We start from the raw sequence: 13,763 nt of genomic DNA on the forward strand, positions 1-13,763 counted from the left end.
CGCAAGCCAACGCCACCAACTGGACCCATAAGGCGTGCTGATCTGGTTCTAAGTGAGCCGTCACAGCCCTGTCATGCTTTCCCAACAATGCGGCCAACCTCGTTGTGGGGGTCGCGTGCGGGGAGGTTCAACATGTCGTCACTTGGAATTGCGGCGCTTCAACTGGCAGCGGACAAGAGCGACAATCTCGAACTCGTCGAGCGTGAGACGCGGGCTATCGCCAAGCGTTTCCCGTGGGTCGATCTGGTCGTGCTTGGTGAGCTGGCCGTGCATGGCGCCAGCTTGGACAAAGCCGAGCTGGCCGGCGGCGAGACCGAGGCGCGTCTCAAGGCCCTGGCCGCTGAAACCGGTCTGTGGCTCGTGCCCGGCTCGCTGTATGAGCGCCGTGATGGCGCGATCTACAACACGACCCCGGTGATCGATCCGGCAGGCGAGATCGTCGCGCGTTACGACAAGATGTTCCCCTTCCTGCCGTATGAGGCGGGCGTGGCAGCCGGACGTGATCCGGTTGTTTTCGACGTTCCGGGTATTGGCCGGGTCGGCGTCGCCATCTGCTACGACATGTGGTTCCCGGAAGTCATCCGGACGCTTGTCGGTCTGGGCGCCGAAGTCATTCTCCTGCCAACCATGACCAACACCATCGACCGCGATGTCGAATTGGCCATCGCGCGTTCGAATGCGGCCATCAACCAATGCATTTTTGTCGATGTGAATCTGGCGGGCGATCTGGGGGTCGGGCGGTCGGCCGTTTACGGGCCGGGCGGAGAGGTCATTTACGAAGCGGGTGCGGGCCGCGAGGTGATCGCGCTGGACCTCGATCTGTCGACCGTATCCCGCCTGCGCGAGCGCGGCTGGAACGGGCTGGGCCAGGTTCTGAAGAGTTTTCGCGACAGCGACGTCGAATTCCCGTTGCACGCCGACATCAAGGCGCGGCGGGCAAGCATGCCGGGGCTGGGGGCTCTGGAAATGCCGCATCGCCAGGGGGGCGATGCGGCGCGACCACCGTCCGCCGAACAGGGCGGCGGTCGCAAACCGAGACTGAAAATATTGGACTGACTGTGTCTGGGCCGAAAGGTCGTATCAAGCAGGGGCCGGTATCACCGGAGGAGTATCATGGGCGAATTCACGAAAAACAGCATGAGCCGCAAGGTTCTTTCGGCAGCACTCATGGGCGGGACCGCACTCGCGGGTCTGAGCCTCGGGGGTGTGGCGCTTGGGCAGGATGAAGGCGCGGCACGCGACGTCATTACCGTCACCGCAACACGGCGCGAAGAGACGGTTTCGGACGTGCCTTACAACATCTCGGCCATTGGCGGCGAAGCGATCGAGGCGGGCCAGATCCTGGACGAGGCCGAACTCCTTCGCTCGATCCCGGGCGTAACGGTCGTTGATCGCGGTGCGCGCAATGCCGGTACATTGAATGCGGCCCGAATTCGAGGCCTCGCGGTCGACGGCAATGGTTTGGGCGACTATGCGACCTCTTCGGTCGCCTCGGTCTCAACTTACATCAATGATACGCCGATCTTCGCCAATTTCGCGCTGCGCGACCTGGAGCGCGTTGAAGTGCTTCGCGGACCGCAGGGCACGCTCTATGGTTCCGGCTCGCTGGGCGGCACGATCCGCTACATCACACGTGATCCCGAAATGGGCGAGTTTGGCGGCTATCTGTCGGGCTCCGCATCGCATGTGAACGGCTCCGAAAGCTATGGCTTCGGTATCGACGGTGCCTTGAACATTCCGCTGGGTGAGCGCGCTGCCTTGCGCCTGGTCGGAAGCCTGGGCGATTACCCGGGCATCACAGACTATGTGAACCTCTATGAGCTTGACGCCAGCGGTACGCCGGTCGCGCCGAACGGTGTCCTGGACCCGACCGCCTCATACCGGTCGCAGGAAGATGCCGACACGTTCGACACCTGGATGGGTCGCGCCACCTTGTTGGTCGAGCCCAGCGATACGACGTCGATCCGGCTGGTTCACGCCCGCCAGTCCGATGAAGTCGGTGGCCGCCGCCAGCAGACTGTCGGTACTGACGGTTTCGGGAACACCTATGATGACTACGAGAACGGGTCGATCCAGCTGGAGCCGTCCAGCCGCGACATCAACATGACCTCGCTCGAGGCGGAAGTTGATCTCGGTTTCGCGACCCTGACATCCTCGACGTCGCACTACGACCACAGCGGCGACAGCGTCAGCGAGAATACCGGCTTCTACGCGCAGGCAGGCTGGCTCGGCTTCTACTACAACTATCCGCGCCCGATGGCCCAAGCGGTCCGGTCCTATGCCGATGAGGCGGTCATTCAGGAATTGCGGCTGGTCTCCGATGACGGGGGTGATTTCGACTATGTAGTGGGCGGTTTCTATCGAAGCCAGCAGCGCGAGATGACCCAGCAGAGCTATCTTGTCGGCTTCAAGGACTGGTGGGACACCCTGCTTCCGCTCGCCGCCGGGGCGGTCAGTGGCGATCAGGACTGGGATTATCGCCAGACCGAGCACTTCACCGAAATGTCGGTGTTCGGCGAGCTGACCTGGCATGCCGGCGAGGACGTCGACATCACCTTTGGTGGTCGCTATTTCGACAATGAATCCGAGAATGACAGCTACATGGCCCTGCCGCTGTGGGCCGGCCTGTTCCCGGACGTCAATTCCGACTTCGAAACCTCCGAGAGCGACGTCCTGTTCAAGCTGAACGGCTCCTGGCGTTTCTCGGATGACGACATGCTGTATGCCACGATTTCGGAAGGCTATCGCCGCGGTGGCGCCAATGCGGTTCCATTGGCCGGCTTTTATGCCGAAGATCCGCGCTGGCAGGTCTATGGATCGGACTCGGTCGTCAATTACGAGATCGGTGTGAAGGGTGACCGCGGCAACTTCATCTATGATGTCAGTGTCTTTTACATTGACTGGGCCGACCCGCAGTTCAACACGTCGACCACCAATTGGGGCTTCTTCGCGGTCCAGAATGGCGGCGCTGCCCGCACCTATGGACTTGAGGCCTCGCTGGAAGGTTTCGTCGGCAATGACTGGCACTACACGCTCGGTTACGCCTATATCGACGCCCAGCTGAGCGAGAACTTCCATGCGCCGGATCGTCCGGCACCGGCGGCTCCGATCGCCCTTGATGGCGCCATGCTGCCGGGAACGCCGGAGCACCAGTTCAACTGGTCTCTGGATCACACCGGGCGACTGGCCGACTGGACGACATTCACGCGACTGGATGGCTATTACCAGTCGGAAACGCGCAATGCCATTACGACCTCGCCGACCTTCAATGTGCCGCTCGACGGGTTCTCGATCTGGAACCTGACGACGACTTTCTCGCGCGACAATGTCGACCTGTCCTTGTGGATAAAGAACATCACCAATGAGGAAGGCGTCACCGGAGTGTTCACCGAAGCCTATATGGGCACGGCCCCGGCCGACGGGTATTTCGGAAATGGTAACAAGGAAATGATCGCGTTGCCGCGTACTGTCGGTGCGACCGTTCGCTTCAGCTTCTGATCGGATAGGGTCGGGGCGGTCGTGCAAACGGCCGCCCCGTCAACTTTCTCATGGTCGCCGTGAATACCTCCGCCCCGCCCAAAGACCGACTTGCCAATATCGACCGGGCCCTGCGGGCCGGTCGGATCGCACAGGCCAGGGCCATGTCAGAGGCGCTGGTGCGCGAGTATCCGGACTATCCTGACGCCTGGATCATTCATGCCCGGGCCCTGCAGAAGGCCGGTGATTTCGCCGGCATGCGCTCAGCGCTGACCGAAGCCATCAATCTCGAGCCCTCATCGCCGCTGGCGCGACTGATGATGGTCGAGGCGGATGTCCATCTCGGCGAGGTCGAGCAGGCCAGGACCGGTTTGCTGGCGATGGAGAGTGAAGCCGCGGGGAATGCCAACTGGCTGGGCCGTCTGGCTGAGGCATTCGGTCAATGTGGCCAGCATGTCGATGCCGCCCGATGCGCACGCGCTGCAGCCGCATTGTCGCCCGACGAACCGGCACATCGATACAATCTCGCCACGCATCTGGTCGCTGTGGGTGAGCTGGAGGAGGCGGAGGCTGCCTTCGATGCCGTGATCGCCAGCGCACCGCATGACTATGACGCCTATTACAATCGCGCCACGCTGCGTCGCCAGACGGCCGACCGAAATCATGTCGCCGAACTTCAACGAATGGTCCGCGTGCCTCACCGCACGCCCATGGGGCCGGTCGCGCTACACTATGCCCTGGCCAAGGAACTGGAAGACCTGGGCGATTACACGGCGAGTTTCGAGGCGCTGACGGTCGGCGCCCAGCATCGTCGAGGACTCATGCGTTACAACGTGACCGGTGATGTCACGACGATGGGTCAGATCGCGACGGTGTTTGACAAGGCCTATTTCGACAGGGTCGGGCGTGGCGATGGAGGGGATGGACCGGTTTTCGTGCTCGGTCTGCCACGCAGCGGGACAACGCTGGTCGACCGGATCCTGAGTGCGCATTCCGACGTGGAGAGTCTTGGCGAACTGAATGACTTCGCCCTGGCCCTGACGACACTCTGCCAGGCGGAGGGCGGCAAGTCGGGCCTGGTCCAGGCCGCGTCGAGGCTGGATCCGTCGACTCTCGGCAAGGCTTATTGCAAACGCGCCGGCGGACGGACCTCCGGCTCCCGCTTCTTTATCGACAAGGCCCCGGCGAACTTCCTCTACATCGGGCTGATCGCTGCTGCACTGCCGGACGCACGCATCGTCCATCTGCAACGCGATCCGATGGACAACGCGTATTCTCTCTACAAGGCCCTGTTCCGGATGGGCTATCCATTCTCCTACGACTTCGCCGACCTGGCCGCCTACATGCAGGCAAAGGACGCGTTGATGGCGCATTGGCGAGAGGTCCTGCCAGGCCGCATCATCGATGTCCGCTATGAAGACGTGGTCGCGGATCAGGATGGTGAGACCCGCCGTCTGTTGGAGGCTGTCGGGCTCGAATTCGAAGAGGCCTGTCTAGCCTTTCACCGCAATCCGAGCCCATCGGCGACCCACAGTGCGGCGCAGGTTCGCCAACCGCTGTATGCAAGCTCGGTCGGCCTATGGCGAAGATACGAGCAGCAACTCCAGCCACTGGCAAAGATGCTCGGGGTGACGCCATGAGGTGTGTCCTGGTCGCGCTGGCCGCCTTGCTGGTCTCCGGGGTTGCCCAGGCACAGGCACGGGTGGTCGACGATTTCGAGACCGGTCTGGGCCATGAGTGGCGCGGGGCGGCAGGTCGCGGCGATATCCAGCTGACGGAATATTCCGGCAATCACTCGCTGCGACTGCGGCGGAATGCCTGGGCGGCTCGTGTTGTGCCGCTGGACGGTCGCGACGATGTGCGGGTATCGGTCAGTTTCGCCGCTCGCGATCTCGAGGGCGATGATGCCTGTCTGCTTGAGGTGTCTGTCGATGGCGAAATCTGGCAGGAGCTGGGCCGGATCAGCCCGGGACAGGATGACGGTCTGACGATGCACCGGGTCGGTGGCGCGCTCGCGCATCCGCCTAGCGGAGACTGGGTCGCCGTGCGCCTGCGCGTCGCCGGCAATACACTCAATGATACCTGCTGGGCCGATGATCTTCGGGTTGACGCGAGGCCAGCCGAGCTTGAGTTGGGATTGCAGATTCCGGCGGGTGAAGGGCCGCTTGGGCAGCCGCTGTCGAGCCAGGCCTTCGCAAGGCCCGACGGCGCTCGTTCGCCGCTGGAACCGGTTTCCGGCCGATTGATCATCCCGTTCCTGGGCCGGGTTGATGGCTTCCGCGTCCATCGCGATGAATTCGGTTATGAGTCCGAGGCGGGTATCTTCTCGCTACCACCGCTCGAGATCGTCCTGGTCGGTGAGGATGATGACCTGATCCCGGTGCGACGGGGACCACTAGAGGGCGAACACCCGCATTGGGAGTGGATCGTCGAGCCAGGCCGGGCATGGCAATCGCCGGACGGTACAATTCGGGCGGTCTTGCCGGTCGCGCTCCAGGAGCGCAACGCCAATTGTGTTCATACCGGCTGGTTGAGCTTCGACACGAATGGAGACAGTGGCGCGCAGTCGGCGGTCCTTGTTATGGGCGCCGAGACATGTGCCTATTTCCAGTTCGACTTGTGGACCCGCCTGCCTGTCAGTTTTGAGCCGGGGCCGGGCCCGTCCGCCGACCTGATCCGTGATCGCCGCCAGGCTGAGATCGCCAATCGGGCGCCGCGGCAAGCAATCGCGACCCTTCAGGACCGATTTGCCGACGTGGATCTGGCGGCTTTCGGATCACCACTCGAAGTGTCGCCGGAGGCGATGACAGTTTATGGCCTGCTGGCGGAGGGTGAGCTGTTCGCGGGTGGTTGCGAAACCCGGTTCGGTACAGACCCTTATTGCGACACCCTGCCTCTGCCGTCCTATTCGCTTGCCAAATCCATGGTGGCAGCTGTGGCCCTGATGCGGTTGGAGCAGCTTTATCCGGGTGCCCGCACGGCGCTGATTGCTGACCATGTGCCGGCCTGTTCATCGGCGCGGTGGCAGGGCGTCACATTCGAGCACGCCCTGGACATGGCCACCGGGCTCTATACCTCCGCCGACTACAATCAGGACGAGGATGCGCCTTCGCTGTGGGCATTCATGTCACAGACCACCCATGAGGACCGGATCGAAGCGGCGTGCAGCTTGCACCCGCGCCGCGCGGCCCCTGGCGAGAGGTGGGTCTACCACACCACCGACACCTACATTCTTGGTACGGCCCTCCAGGCCTTGTGGCGCAACAGGAGCGGGCAGGCCGATGCCGATTTCTATGATGATCTCCTGGTGCCGCTCTGGCGCGAGGTCGGGTTGTCGCCGCTCGCTGACCGGACGCGCCGGACCTATGACGCCGAGCGACAGCCGGTCTCAGGCTGGGGGCTGACCCTGCATTTCGACGACATCATGCGCCTGGCGGCCTATCTCAACGGCCCCCGAGCAGCCGACAGGCTGGATCCCGGCATGCTGGCGGCGGCGCTGCAGCGCGACGCGGCTGATCGCGGATTGCCCGCCGGCGGTGATACCCAGCGCTATCAAAACGGGTTCTGGGCGTGGAATGCCGGCCCGGCGCTGGGGTGCACCGGTGATGCATGGATCCCGGCGATGTCCGGCTATGGCGGCATTACCGTCGCGCTGATCCCCAACGGCCATGTCTACGCCTATGTCAGTGACGGTCGCCAGTTCGCCTGGCGTCGCGCGGCCCAACAATCCAATGCTCTTGAACCCTTCTGTGAGGTCAGACCATGACGCTTGATACACCCACGCCGCGCCGTCAGAGCGCCCTGCCGACGGCGGCGCCCGACGGGTTGATCGCGGCTGTCATGCTGGCCTTTCTGGCCACTGCGGGTCTGTTTTATGTGAACATCATGGCCGCCATCGTTGATGGCCTGGTCACCGGGCTGGGCTTTACGGACAGCCAGGCCGGACAGATCGGCTCCGCCAACATTTACGGCGCCGCGGCTGGCGCCCTGGCCGCAGTATTCCTGATCAAGACGCTGCCCTGGCGACGCACGGCGCTTGTCTGTCTGGTCGTTCTGATCTCGGTCGATATCGGCTCGATCTGGATTTCGAGCTTTGACCTGCTTCTGCCTGTCCGTCTGGCCCATGGCGTGGTCGGCGGTGTCCTGACCGGCACCGCCTTCGCGGTCATTGCACGGACAGCCAATCCGGATCGCAGTTTCGGCATGTTGCTCTTTGTCCAGTTCGGGCTCGGTGGTCTGGCGGTGATGGTCCTGCCGCCGCTGGCGCCGGTCTACGGCACGCAAGCCCTGTTCATTGCGCTGGCGCTGTTCAGCCTCGCGACGCTGCTCATGCTGCCCTTCCTCGACAGCTATCCGGCGCGCGAGCCTGCAGCCAGGAAGGGGCCCGGCATCCAATGGCCGCCCCTGCTTCTGACCTATGCCGCCATCTTCCTTTTCCAGGCGGCCAATATGGGTCTGCTCGCCTACATCATCCGGCTCGGCATCGATTTCGGGCTAGACCGTGGCTATGTCTCGACGGCCCTGGGACTGGCGACCTGGGTGGCGCTGGTCGGGCCGTTGTTGGTCATGATCTGTGGCTTGCGTTTCGGCCGCTTCTGGCTGCTCGGCGCCTCCATGCTGCTGACTTTCGCCGGCACGGCCATGTTCCAGTGGAGCGGTGATCCGGCGGCCTATCTGATCGCCAATTGCGGCACCGGCATCACCTGGGGCTTCGTCATCGCCTACCTGTTCGGCATGACCGCCGAGTTCGACAGCGCGGGGCGGGCGTCGGCGTTCGCCGGCTTCATCTCGAAAATGGGGCTTGCCTCAGGACCAATGATCGCCGGGGCCATCCTGGGGGCGGGAGCGGGTTTCACCATGCTGATCTGGGTCGCGATCGCGGGTCTTGGCGTCAGCCTGGCCTTTATGCTCTGGCCGGCGCGCGTGCTGGACGGAGGGCGCCGGCAAACTGGCGCGACCGAAGGCTGAAAACTGGCCCTACCGACCTTGCCACTGACCGTACAATCTGGCCCCATGACAATGTGCGGGGGTAACCAAATGCTGGATGTGAATCAGACTGTTCCAACCCAGGCGCTGATCGGTGGCGCGTGGCAGAATGCCGATACTGGTCGCCGCTTTGACGTCCGGGATCCGGCCACCGGACATGTAATTGCCTCGATCGCCGATTGCGGCGAACAGGAAACGCGAGACGCGATCGCGGCGGCCGACGCGGCGCTGGCCGACTGGTCGGCCATGCCGGCTGCGGGGCGGGCGGCAATCCTGCGCCGCTGGGCCGATTTGATGATCGAGCGCGCCGACGAACTGGCGCGCACGCTGACCCGTGAGAATGGCAAGCCCCTGGCCGAAGCCCGCGGCGAAGTCATGTACGGCGCGTCCTATCTGCACTGGTTCTCCGAGGAAGCGACACGGGCCTATGGCGATGTGATCCCGGCTCCGGGGGCCGACCGGCGCATCCTTGTCACCAGGTCCCCGGTCGGCGTTTGCGCGGCCATCACGCCGTGGAATTTCCCCAATGCGATGCTGGTCCGCAAGGCCGCCGCCGCGCTGGCCGCAGGGTGTACCCTGGTCGCCAAGCCCGCTGCTGAAACCCCGTTGTCCGCCCTGCTGGCGGCCCGGATCGGCATCGAAGCCGGACTCCCGGGCGGGGTCTTCAATATCGTGCCCGGCACCGACGCTGCCGCGATCGGCGCGGTGCTGACTGCCAGCGAGACCGTTCGCAAGCTGTCCTTCACCGGATCAACCGGGGTCGGTCGCAAGCTGATCGCGCAATGCGCCCCGACCGTGAAGCGGGTGTCCATGGAGCTGGGCGGCAATGCGCCTTTCATCGTCTTTGAGGATGCGGATCTGGACGCGGCGCTGGACGGTCTGATGGCCTCGAAGTTCCGCAATTCCGGTCAGACCTGCGTCTGTGCCAACCGCATCTTTGTCCATGACAGCGTCAAGGATGAATTCGCTGGCCGGTTGGCCGAGCGCGTCGCTGCCCTGACGGTGGGGCCGGGTGATCAGGACGGGGCCGAGATTGGTCCACTGATCAGCGAGGCGGCTTTCGCCAAGGTCGAGCGCATGGTTTCCGACGCGCTGGCCAAGGGCGGGCGTGTCCTGACCGGCGGCGCCAAACACCCGGCTGGCGACCTCTTCTATCAGCCGACCGTGATTGACGCTGTCACGGCCGATATGGACGTCATGCGCGAAGAGATATTCGGCCCGGTCGCGCCCTTGGCCGGTTTCGCGACAGAGGCCGAGGCGATCGAGCTGGCAAATGATACCGAGCACGGCCTTGCCGCCTATCTCTATACGCGAGACCTCGGCCGGGCGTGGCGGGTCGGTGATGCCCTGCACTACGGCATGGTTGGCATCAATGAAGGCGTGCTGTCCTCGGCCGCGGCCCCGTTCGGCGGCGTGAAACAATCCGGCTTCGGGCGCGAAGGATCGCGTTACGGCCTCGATGATTACCTTGAAATCAAATACATGCTGATGGGAGGCCTGTCGGCGTAAGCCGGTGGGAGGACATGTAATGGATAACACGACACTCTGGTCCCGGCGGGAATCCGCCATTCCGCGTGGCCTTGGCATGATGCACCAGGTCTTCGCCGCCCGCGCCGAGAACGCCGAAATCTGGGACGTTGAGGGCCGCCGCTTTCTCGACTTCGCAGCCGGAATAGCCGTGACGAATACCGGTCACAACCATCCGGCCGTCAAGGCCGCAGTGATGGCCCAGCTCGACAACTTCTCGCATGTCTGCGCACAGGTGACGCCGTATGAGAGCTATGTCCGGCTGGCCGAGCGGCTCAATGATGCAGCCCCCGGCGACACGCCGAAGAAGACAATTTTCCTGACGACGGGTGCCGAGGCGGTCGAAAATGCCGTGAAGATCGCCCGCGCCGCGACCGGACGCCCGGGCATCATCGCTTTCGGCGGTGGATTCCACGGCCGGACCATGATGGGCATGGCGCTGACCGGGAAGGTGGTCCCGTACAAGACCGGCTTCGGCCCGTTTCCGGGCGATATCCACCATGTGCCATTCCCGGCGCCCTATCTGGGAGTCTCCGAAGACGATTCCCTGGTCGCGCTAGAGCGTCTGTTCAAGGCCGATATCGACGCCTCGCGGGTCGCGGCGATGATTATCGAACCTGTCCAGGGTGAAGGCGGGTTTTATGCGGCGTCTCCGGCGTTCATGCAGGCTCTGCGGGAGGTCTGTGATCGCCACGGCATGTTGCTCATCGTGGACGAGATCCAGTCAGGATTTGCGCGTACCGGTGCCATGTTCGCGAGTGACCATGCCGGTATCGAGCCTGACCTGATGACGGTCGCCAAGGCCATGGCGGGCGGCTTCCCGATCTCCGGCGTGATCGGCAAGGCCGACATCATGGATGCTGCCAATCCGGGCGGTCTGGGCGGAACCTATGGCGGGTCGCCGCTGGGCTGTGCGGCGGGACTGGCCGTGCTGGACACAATCGAGGCTGAAGGTTTGTGCGAGCGGGCCAGGGAGATCGGTGACCGGATCGTCCGGTGCTGCGAAGCCATCCGCCAGGCAGACAGGGGTTTGGGCGATGTGCGAACGCTCGGTGCGATGAGCGCTGCAGAGTTCGTGGTTGATGGTGATGCGGAGAGGGCGGACCCTGCCCGCACAGCCCGAATTGTCGCCGAAGCCCGCCAGCAGGGTTTGCTCCTGCTCTCATGCGGTGTTCGCGGCAATGTCGTGCGCTTCCTGCCACCGCTGACCATTCCCTTCGACCAGCTGGATGAGGGTCTGGCGATTTTCGAAGCCGCGACGAAGGCCGCGTAGGATGAAAATCTGCCGGTGGCAGGCCAAATGGCTGACGGTGTGGCGCAGGACCGCCCGGGGCGATGTCAGCCGGTGATGGCGCGCCAGAGCAATCGGGCGGCAACCGCGAAGACAAGGGCGGCTGTCAGCCTGACCAGCCAGGTGTCCGAGGTGCGCGTCCGTCCGATCCAGGCTCCGACCTGTCCGCCGATCAGGACCGCTGGCAGCAAGGGCCAATAGGCCGTCAGATCGGCCAGGGTGCCAGTCGCGACCAGGCGTTGCGCCTGGCCCGCAAGGCCCGCCAGGGAATTGGCGAGGATAAAGGTCGCGGCAGAGGCGGCGATGGCCTTGGCACCGTCCCAGCGGAGAAGGTGCAACAGCGGCGCCAGAAAAATGCCGCCGCCAATTCCGACCAGGCCGGCCAGCAGTCCGATGCCGCCGCCCAGTGCCGGAGTCAAACCGCGCATCAGGCGGGGCGGGCGGGAAGCGGGTGCGGGTTTGCGCACCGCAAGGGCTATCGCCGATGCCAGCAGGGCCATGCCAAGTAGCGTCACGAACAGGCGTTCCGGGATTTCCAGCATTCCACCCAGCCAGGCTGCCGGCACGGAGCAGGCAATCAGGGGCCAGAGTCGACGCCAGGGGATCAGGCGTGCGCGCGCATACTGGACGACGGAACCGCTCACCACGGTGACATTGCAGGCCAGGGAGATCGCCGGGAGAATCCGGAAATCGGTGTCAGCGAGCACCAGAAGTGCGGTGTAGGTCGAGCCACCCCCGAATCCGACCATGGCATAGGCCAGCGCGGTAAGCGCGAAAGCGCCAGCCAGGCCCGCCAGTATTGTCATGGGTGATCAAGCATGAGGATCTGGGTGCGATCACCGCACCCAGCCGCCGGAGCGTTTGCCGGTCGCCGGATGAGGCAATTCGAGGCGACGAGCGCTGATGCGGCCGAGGAATCCTGGTTGGACAGTGGTGCGACCCGACCCGAGGCGGCGTCCAGCCGCGCCCGCACGAATGTCTCACGCGCGCCATTGGCTGGCAGGTCCACACCAAGGCGGGCGGGCCTGAACAGGGGGGTGTCACGCCCCCCCAAGAGACAGGTGAGGGCCGTCTTCAGACACAGTCGCGCCATGACCATTGCGGAAACCGGATTGCCCGGCAGGCCCAGCGTGTGGGTGTCATCCAACTGGCCGAACCAGGTCGGCTTGCCGGGTTTCACGGCGATTTTCTCGAATGCCAGTTGTCCACCCATCTCGCCAAAAACAGCGCGCAGATGATCATGATCGCCAACCGACGCCCCGCCGATGGTGACCAGCAGGTCGGCCGAGCCGAGTTGGCCCAGCTTGTCGCGAACATCGGCCGGGTCATCGCGCGCGATACCCAGATAAGAGGGGACGCCACCCCATGCATTGACCATCGCTGCGATCGCGGGGGCCAGTGAGTTGATGATCTGGTCGGGTCGGGTGGCGTCACCGGGCTCGACCAACTCGTCTCCCGTTGACAGTATGGCGACGCGCGGGCGGCGGGTGACGCTGAATTCCGTCGCGCCGGAACTGGCAGCCAGTGACAGGGCGGCCGGGGTAATCCGGTCCCCAGCCCTCAGTAACTCCGTGCCGGCGTCGAAATCTGTCCCCGCCATCCGGATGTTCTTGCCGGGCTTCGACTCATCCGTCAGCCAGATATCAGAGCCTTCACAACGGGTGTTTTCCTGGATCACGACCTGGTCAGCGCCTGCGGGGACAGGAGCGCCGGTGGAAATGCGCATCGTTTCACCGGCACGCAGCGGTTGCTCGCTGGCATGACCGGCTGCGGATTCACCTGACAGCGTCAAGCGGGTCTCGCCGCGAAGGAGATCAGACGCGCGCACCGCGTAGCCGTCCATGGCCGAGGCGTGAAAGGGGGGCTGGGTCCGACGGGCCGAGACGCCCTCTGCCAGGGTCCTGCCGGCTCCCGATGAGAGCGGAACCGTTTCCGCACCCAACGCCGTCAGCCTGGCGCGCAGGATGTCGATCGCGGTATCCAGAGTGATCATGCCGTTGGTTCCGCCCGCTGGTAGTCACCTGACTTGCCACCCTGCTTCTCGAGCAGCCGCACCGCGTCGATCACCATGGATTTGTCCAGCGCCTTGGCCATGTCGTAAAGCGTCAAAGCCGCAACCGACGCCGCCGTCAGGGCCTCCATCTCGACCCCTGTCTTGCCGTCACAGCTAACGTCGGCCCGGATTTCGAAAGCGCATCCGGAGGTGGCCGCCTCGATGCTCAGCTTGACCGATGTGAGCGGCAGCGGGTGGCAGAGCGGAATGAGATCCGATGTGCGCTTGGCGGCCATGATCCCGGCCAGTTCAGCGGCATACAGGGCATTGCCTTTCGGGCCCTGGCCATTGCGGATCGCATCAAATGCAGCTTGTGACATCGACAGGCGGGACGCAGCGACCGCGCGTCTCTGGCTTGTCTGCTTGTCACCGATGGCGACCATCCGTACCCGACCGGAGGCGTCCTGGTGGGTGAGGCGTTCTGTCATT

The 13,763-nt window shown here is 64.1% G+C and carries 10 protein-coding genes; 7 read left to right on the forward strand and 3 right to left on the reverse strand.

Annotation, left to right across the window (positions count from 1 at the left end):
- The first annotated feature begins 132 nt into the window (after positions 1–132).
- The 7 genes from ACN0X9_RS00780 (at position 133) to gabT (ending at position 11,263) form a co-directional block, all read left to right on the forward strand.
- On the forward strand, positions 133–1,056 hold the full coding sequence (locus tag ACN0X9_RS00780; protein ID WP_417485730.1) for a carbon-nitrogen hydrolase family protein: 924 nt from the start codon (positions 133–135) through the stop codon (positions 1,054–1,056).
- 81 nt (positions 1,057–1,137) lie between these two features.
- Positions 1,138–3,498: a TonB-dependent receptor gene (locus ACN0X9_RS00785; RefSeq protein ID WP_417485731.1), complete on the forward strand. Its 2,361-nt coding sequence runs from the start codon at positions 1,138–1,140 to the stop codon at positions 3,496–3,498.
- Positions 3,499–3,548: 50 nt separating this feature from the next.
- The gene (locus ACN0X9_RS00790) at positions 3,549–5,117 is read left to right on the forward strand and encodes a sulfotransferase (protein WP_417485732.1); all 1,569 of its coding nucleotides are present in this window, start codon (positions 3,549–3,551) and stop codon (positions 5,115–5,117) included.
- A complete protein-coding gene (locus ACN0X9_RS00795; RefSeq protein ID WP_417485733.1) occupies positions 5,114–7,243 on the forward strand; it encodes a serine hydrolase domain-containing protein in 2,130 nt (709 codons plus the stop codon). Before ACN0X9_RS00790 ends, ACN0X9_RS00795 begins: the two co-directional genes overlap by 4 nt.
- The gene (locus ACN0X9_RS00800; RefSeq protein WP_417485734.1) at positions 7,240–8,445 is read left to right on the forward strand and encodes an MFS transporter; all 1,206 of its coding nucleotides are present in this window, start codon (positions 7,240–7,242) and stop codon (positions 8,443–8,445) included. Before ACN0X9_RS00795 ends, ACN0X9_RS00800 begins: the two co-directional genes overlap by 4 nt.
- Before the next feature lie 69 nt (positions 8,446–8,514).
- Complete coding sequence (locus ACN0X9_RS00805; protein WP_417485735.1) at positions 8,515–9,972, forward strand: NAD-dependent succinate-semialdehyde dehydrogenase; 1,458 nt, start codon at positions 8,515–8,517, stop codon at positions 9,970–9,972.
- A gap of 19 nt (positions 9,973–9,991) precedes the next feature.
- Positions 9,992–11,263: a 4-aminobutyrate--2-oxoglutarate transaminase gene (gene gabT / locus ACN0X9_RS00810; RefSeq protein ID WP_417485736.1), complete on the forward strand. Its 1,272-nt coding sequence runs from the start codon at positions 9,992–9,994 to the stop codon at positions 11,261–11,263.
- Positions 11,264–11,328: 65 nt separating this feature from the next.
- Here gabT and ACN0X9_RS00815 read toward each other — a convergent pair whose 3' ends face one another.
- The 3 genes from ACN0X9_RS00815 to moaC are packed head-to-tail and all read right to left on the reverse strand — an operon-like array spanning position 11,329 to position 13,762.
- The gene (locus ACN0X9_RS00815) at positions 11,329–12,087 is read right to left on the reverse strand and encodes a sulfite exporter TauE/SafE family protein (protein WP_417485737.1); all 759 of its coding nucleotides are present in this window, start codon (positions 12,085–12,087) and stop codon (positions 11,329–11,331) included.
- Positions 12,084–13,274 (reverse strand): gephyrin-like molybdotransferase Glp, encoded by a 1,191-nt coding sequence (gene glp / locus ACN0X9_RS00820; RefSeq protein WP_417485738.1) that lies wholly within the window; start codon positions 13,272–13,274, stop codon positions 12,084–12,086. The genes ACN0X9_RS00815 and glp overlap by 4 nt, the downstream gene beginning before the upstream one ends.
- The gene (gene moaC / locus ACN0X9_RS00825; RefSeq protein ID WP_417485739.1) at positions 13,271–13,762 is read right to left on the reverse strand and encodes a cyclic pyranopterin monophosphate synthase MoaC; all 492 of its coding nucleotides are present in this window, start codon (positions 13,760–13,762) and stop codon (positions 13,271–13,273) included. The genes glp and moaC overlap by 4 nt, the downstream gene beginning before the upstream one ends.
- Position 13,763: the final 1 nt, after the last annotated feature.

It is taken from the genome of Maricaulis sp. (assembly GCF_048268525.1).
Classification (GTDB): Bacteria; Pseudomonadota; Alphaproteobacteria; order Caulobacterales; family Maricaulaceae; genus Maricaulis.

Bases quoted from the DNA above. Each gene is read 5' to 3' on its own strand.
- ACN0X9_RS00800 (WP_417485734.1), top strand. From the start codon at position 7,240: ATGACGCTTGATACACCCACGCCGCGCCGTCAGAGCGCCCTGCCGACG.
- ACN0X9_RS00785 (WP_417485731.1), top strand. From the start codon at position 1,138: ATGAGCCGCAAGGTTCTTTCGGCAGCACTCATGGGCGGGACCGCACTC.
- glp (WP_417485738.1), bottom strand. From the start codon at position 13,274: ATGATCACTCTGGATACCGCGATCGACATCCTGCGCGCCAGGCTGACG.
- ACN0X9_RS00795 (WP_417485733.1), top strand. From the start codon at position 5,114: ATGAGGTGTGTCCTGGTCGCGCTGGCCGCCTTGCTGGTCTCCGGGGTT.
- ACN0X9_RS00790 (WP_417485732.1), top strand. From the start codon at position 3,549: ATGGTCGCCGTGAATACCTCCGCCCCGCCCAAAGACCGACTTGCCAAT.
- gabT (WP_417485736.1), top strand. From the start codon at position 9,992: ATGGATAACACGACACTCTGGTCCCGGCGGGAATCCGCCATTCCGCGT.
- moaC (WP_417485739.1), bottom strand. From the start codon at position 13,762: ATGACAGAACGCCTCACCCACCAGGACGCCTCCGGTCGGGTACGGATG.
- ACN0X9_RS00805 (WP_417485735.1), top strand. From the start codon at position 8,515: ATGCTGGATGTGAATCAGACTGTTCCAACCCAGGCGCTGATCGGTGGC.
- ACN0X9_RS00780 (WP_417485730.1), top strand. From the start codon at position 133: ATGTCGTCACTTGGAATTGCGGCGCTTCAACTGGCAGCGGACAAGAGC.
- ACN0X9_RS00815 (WP_417485737.1), bottom strand. From the start codon at position 12,087: ATGACAATACTGGCGGGCCTGGCTGGCGCTTTCGCGCTTACCGCGCTG.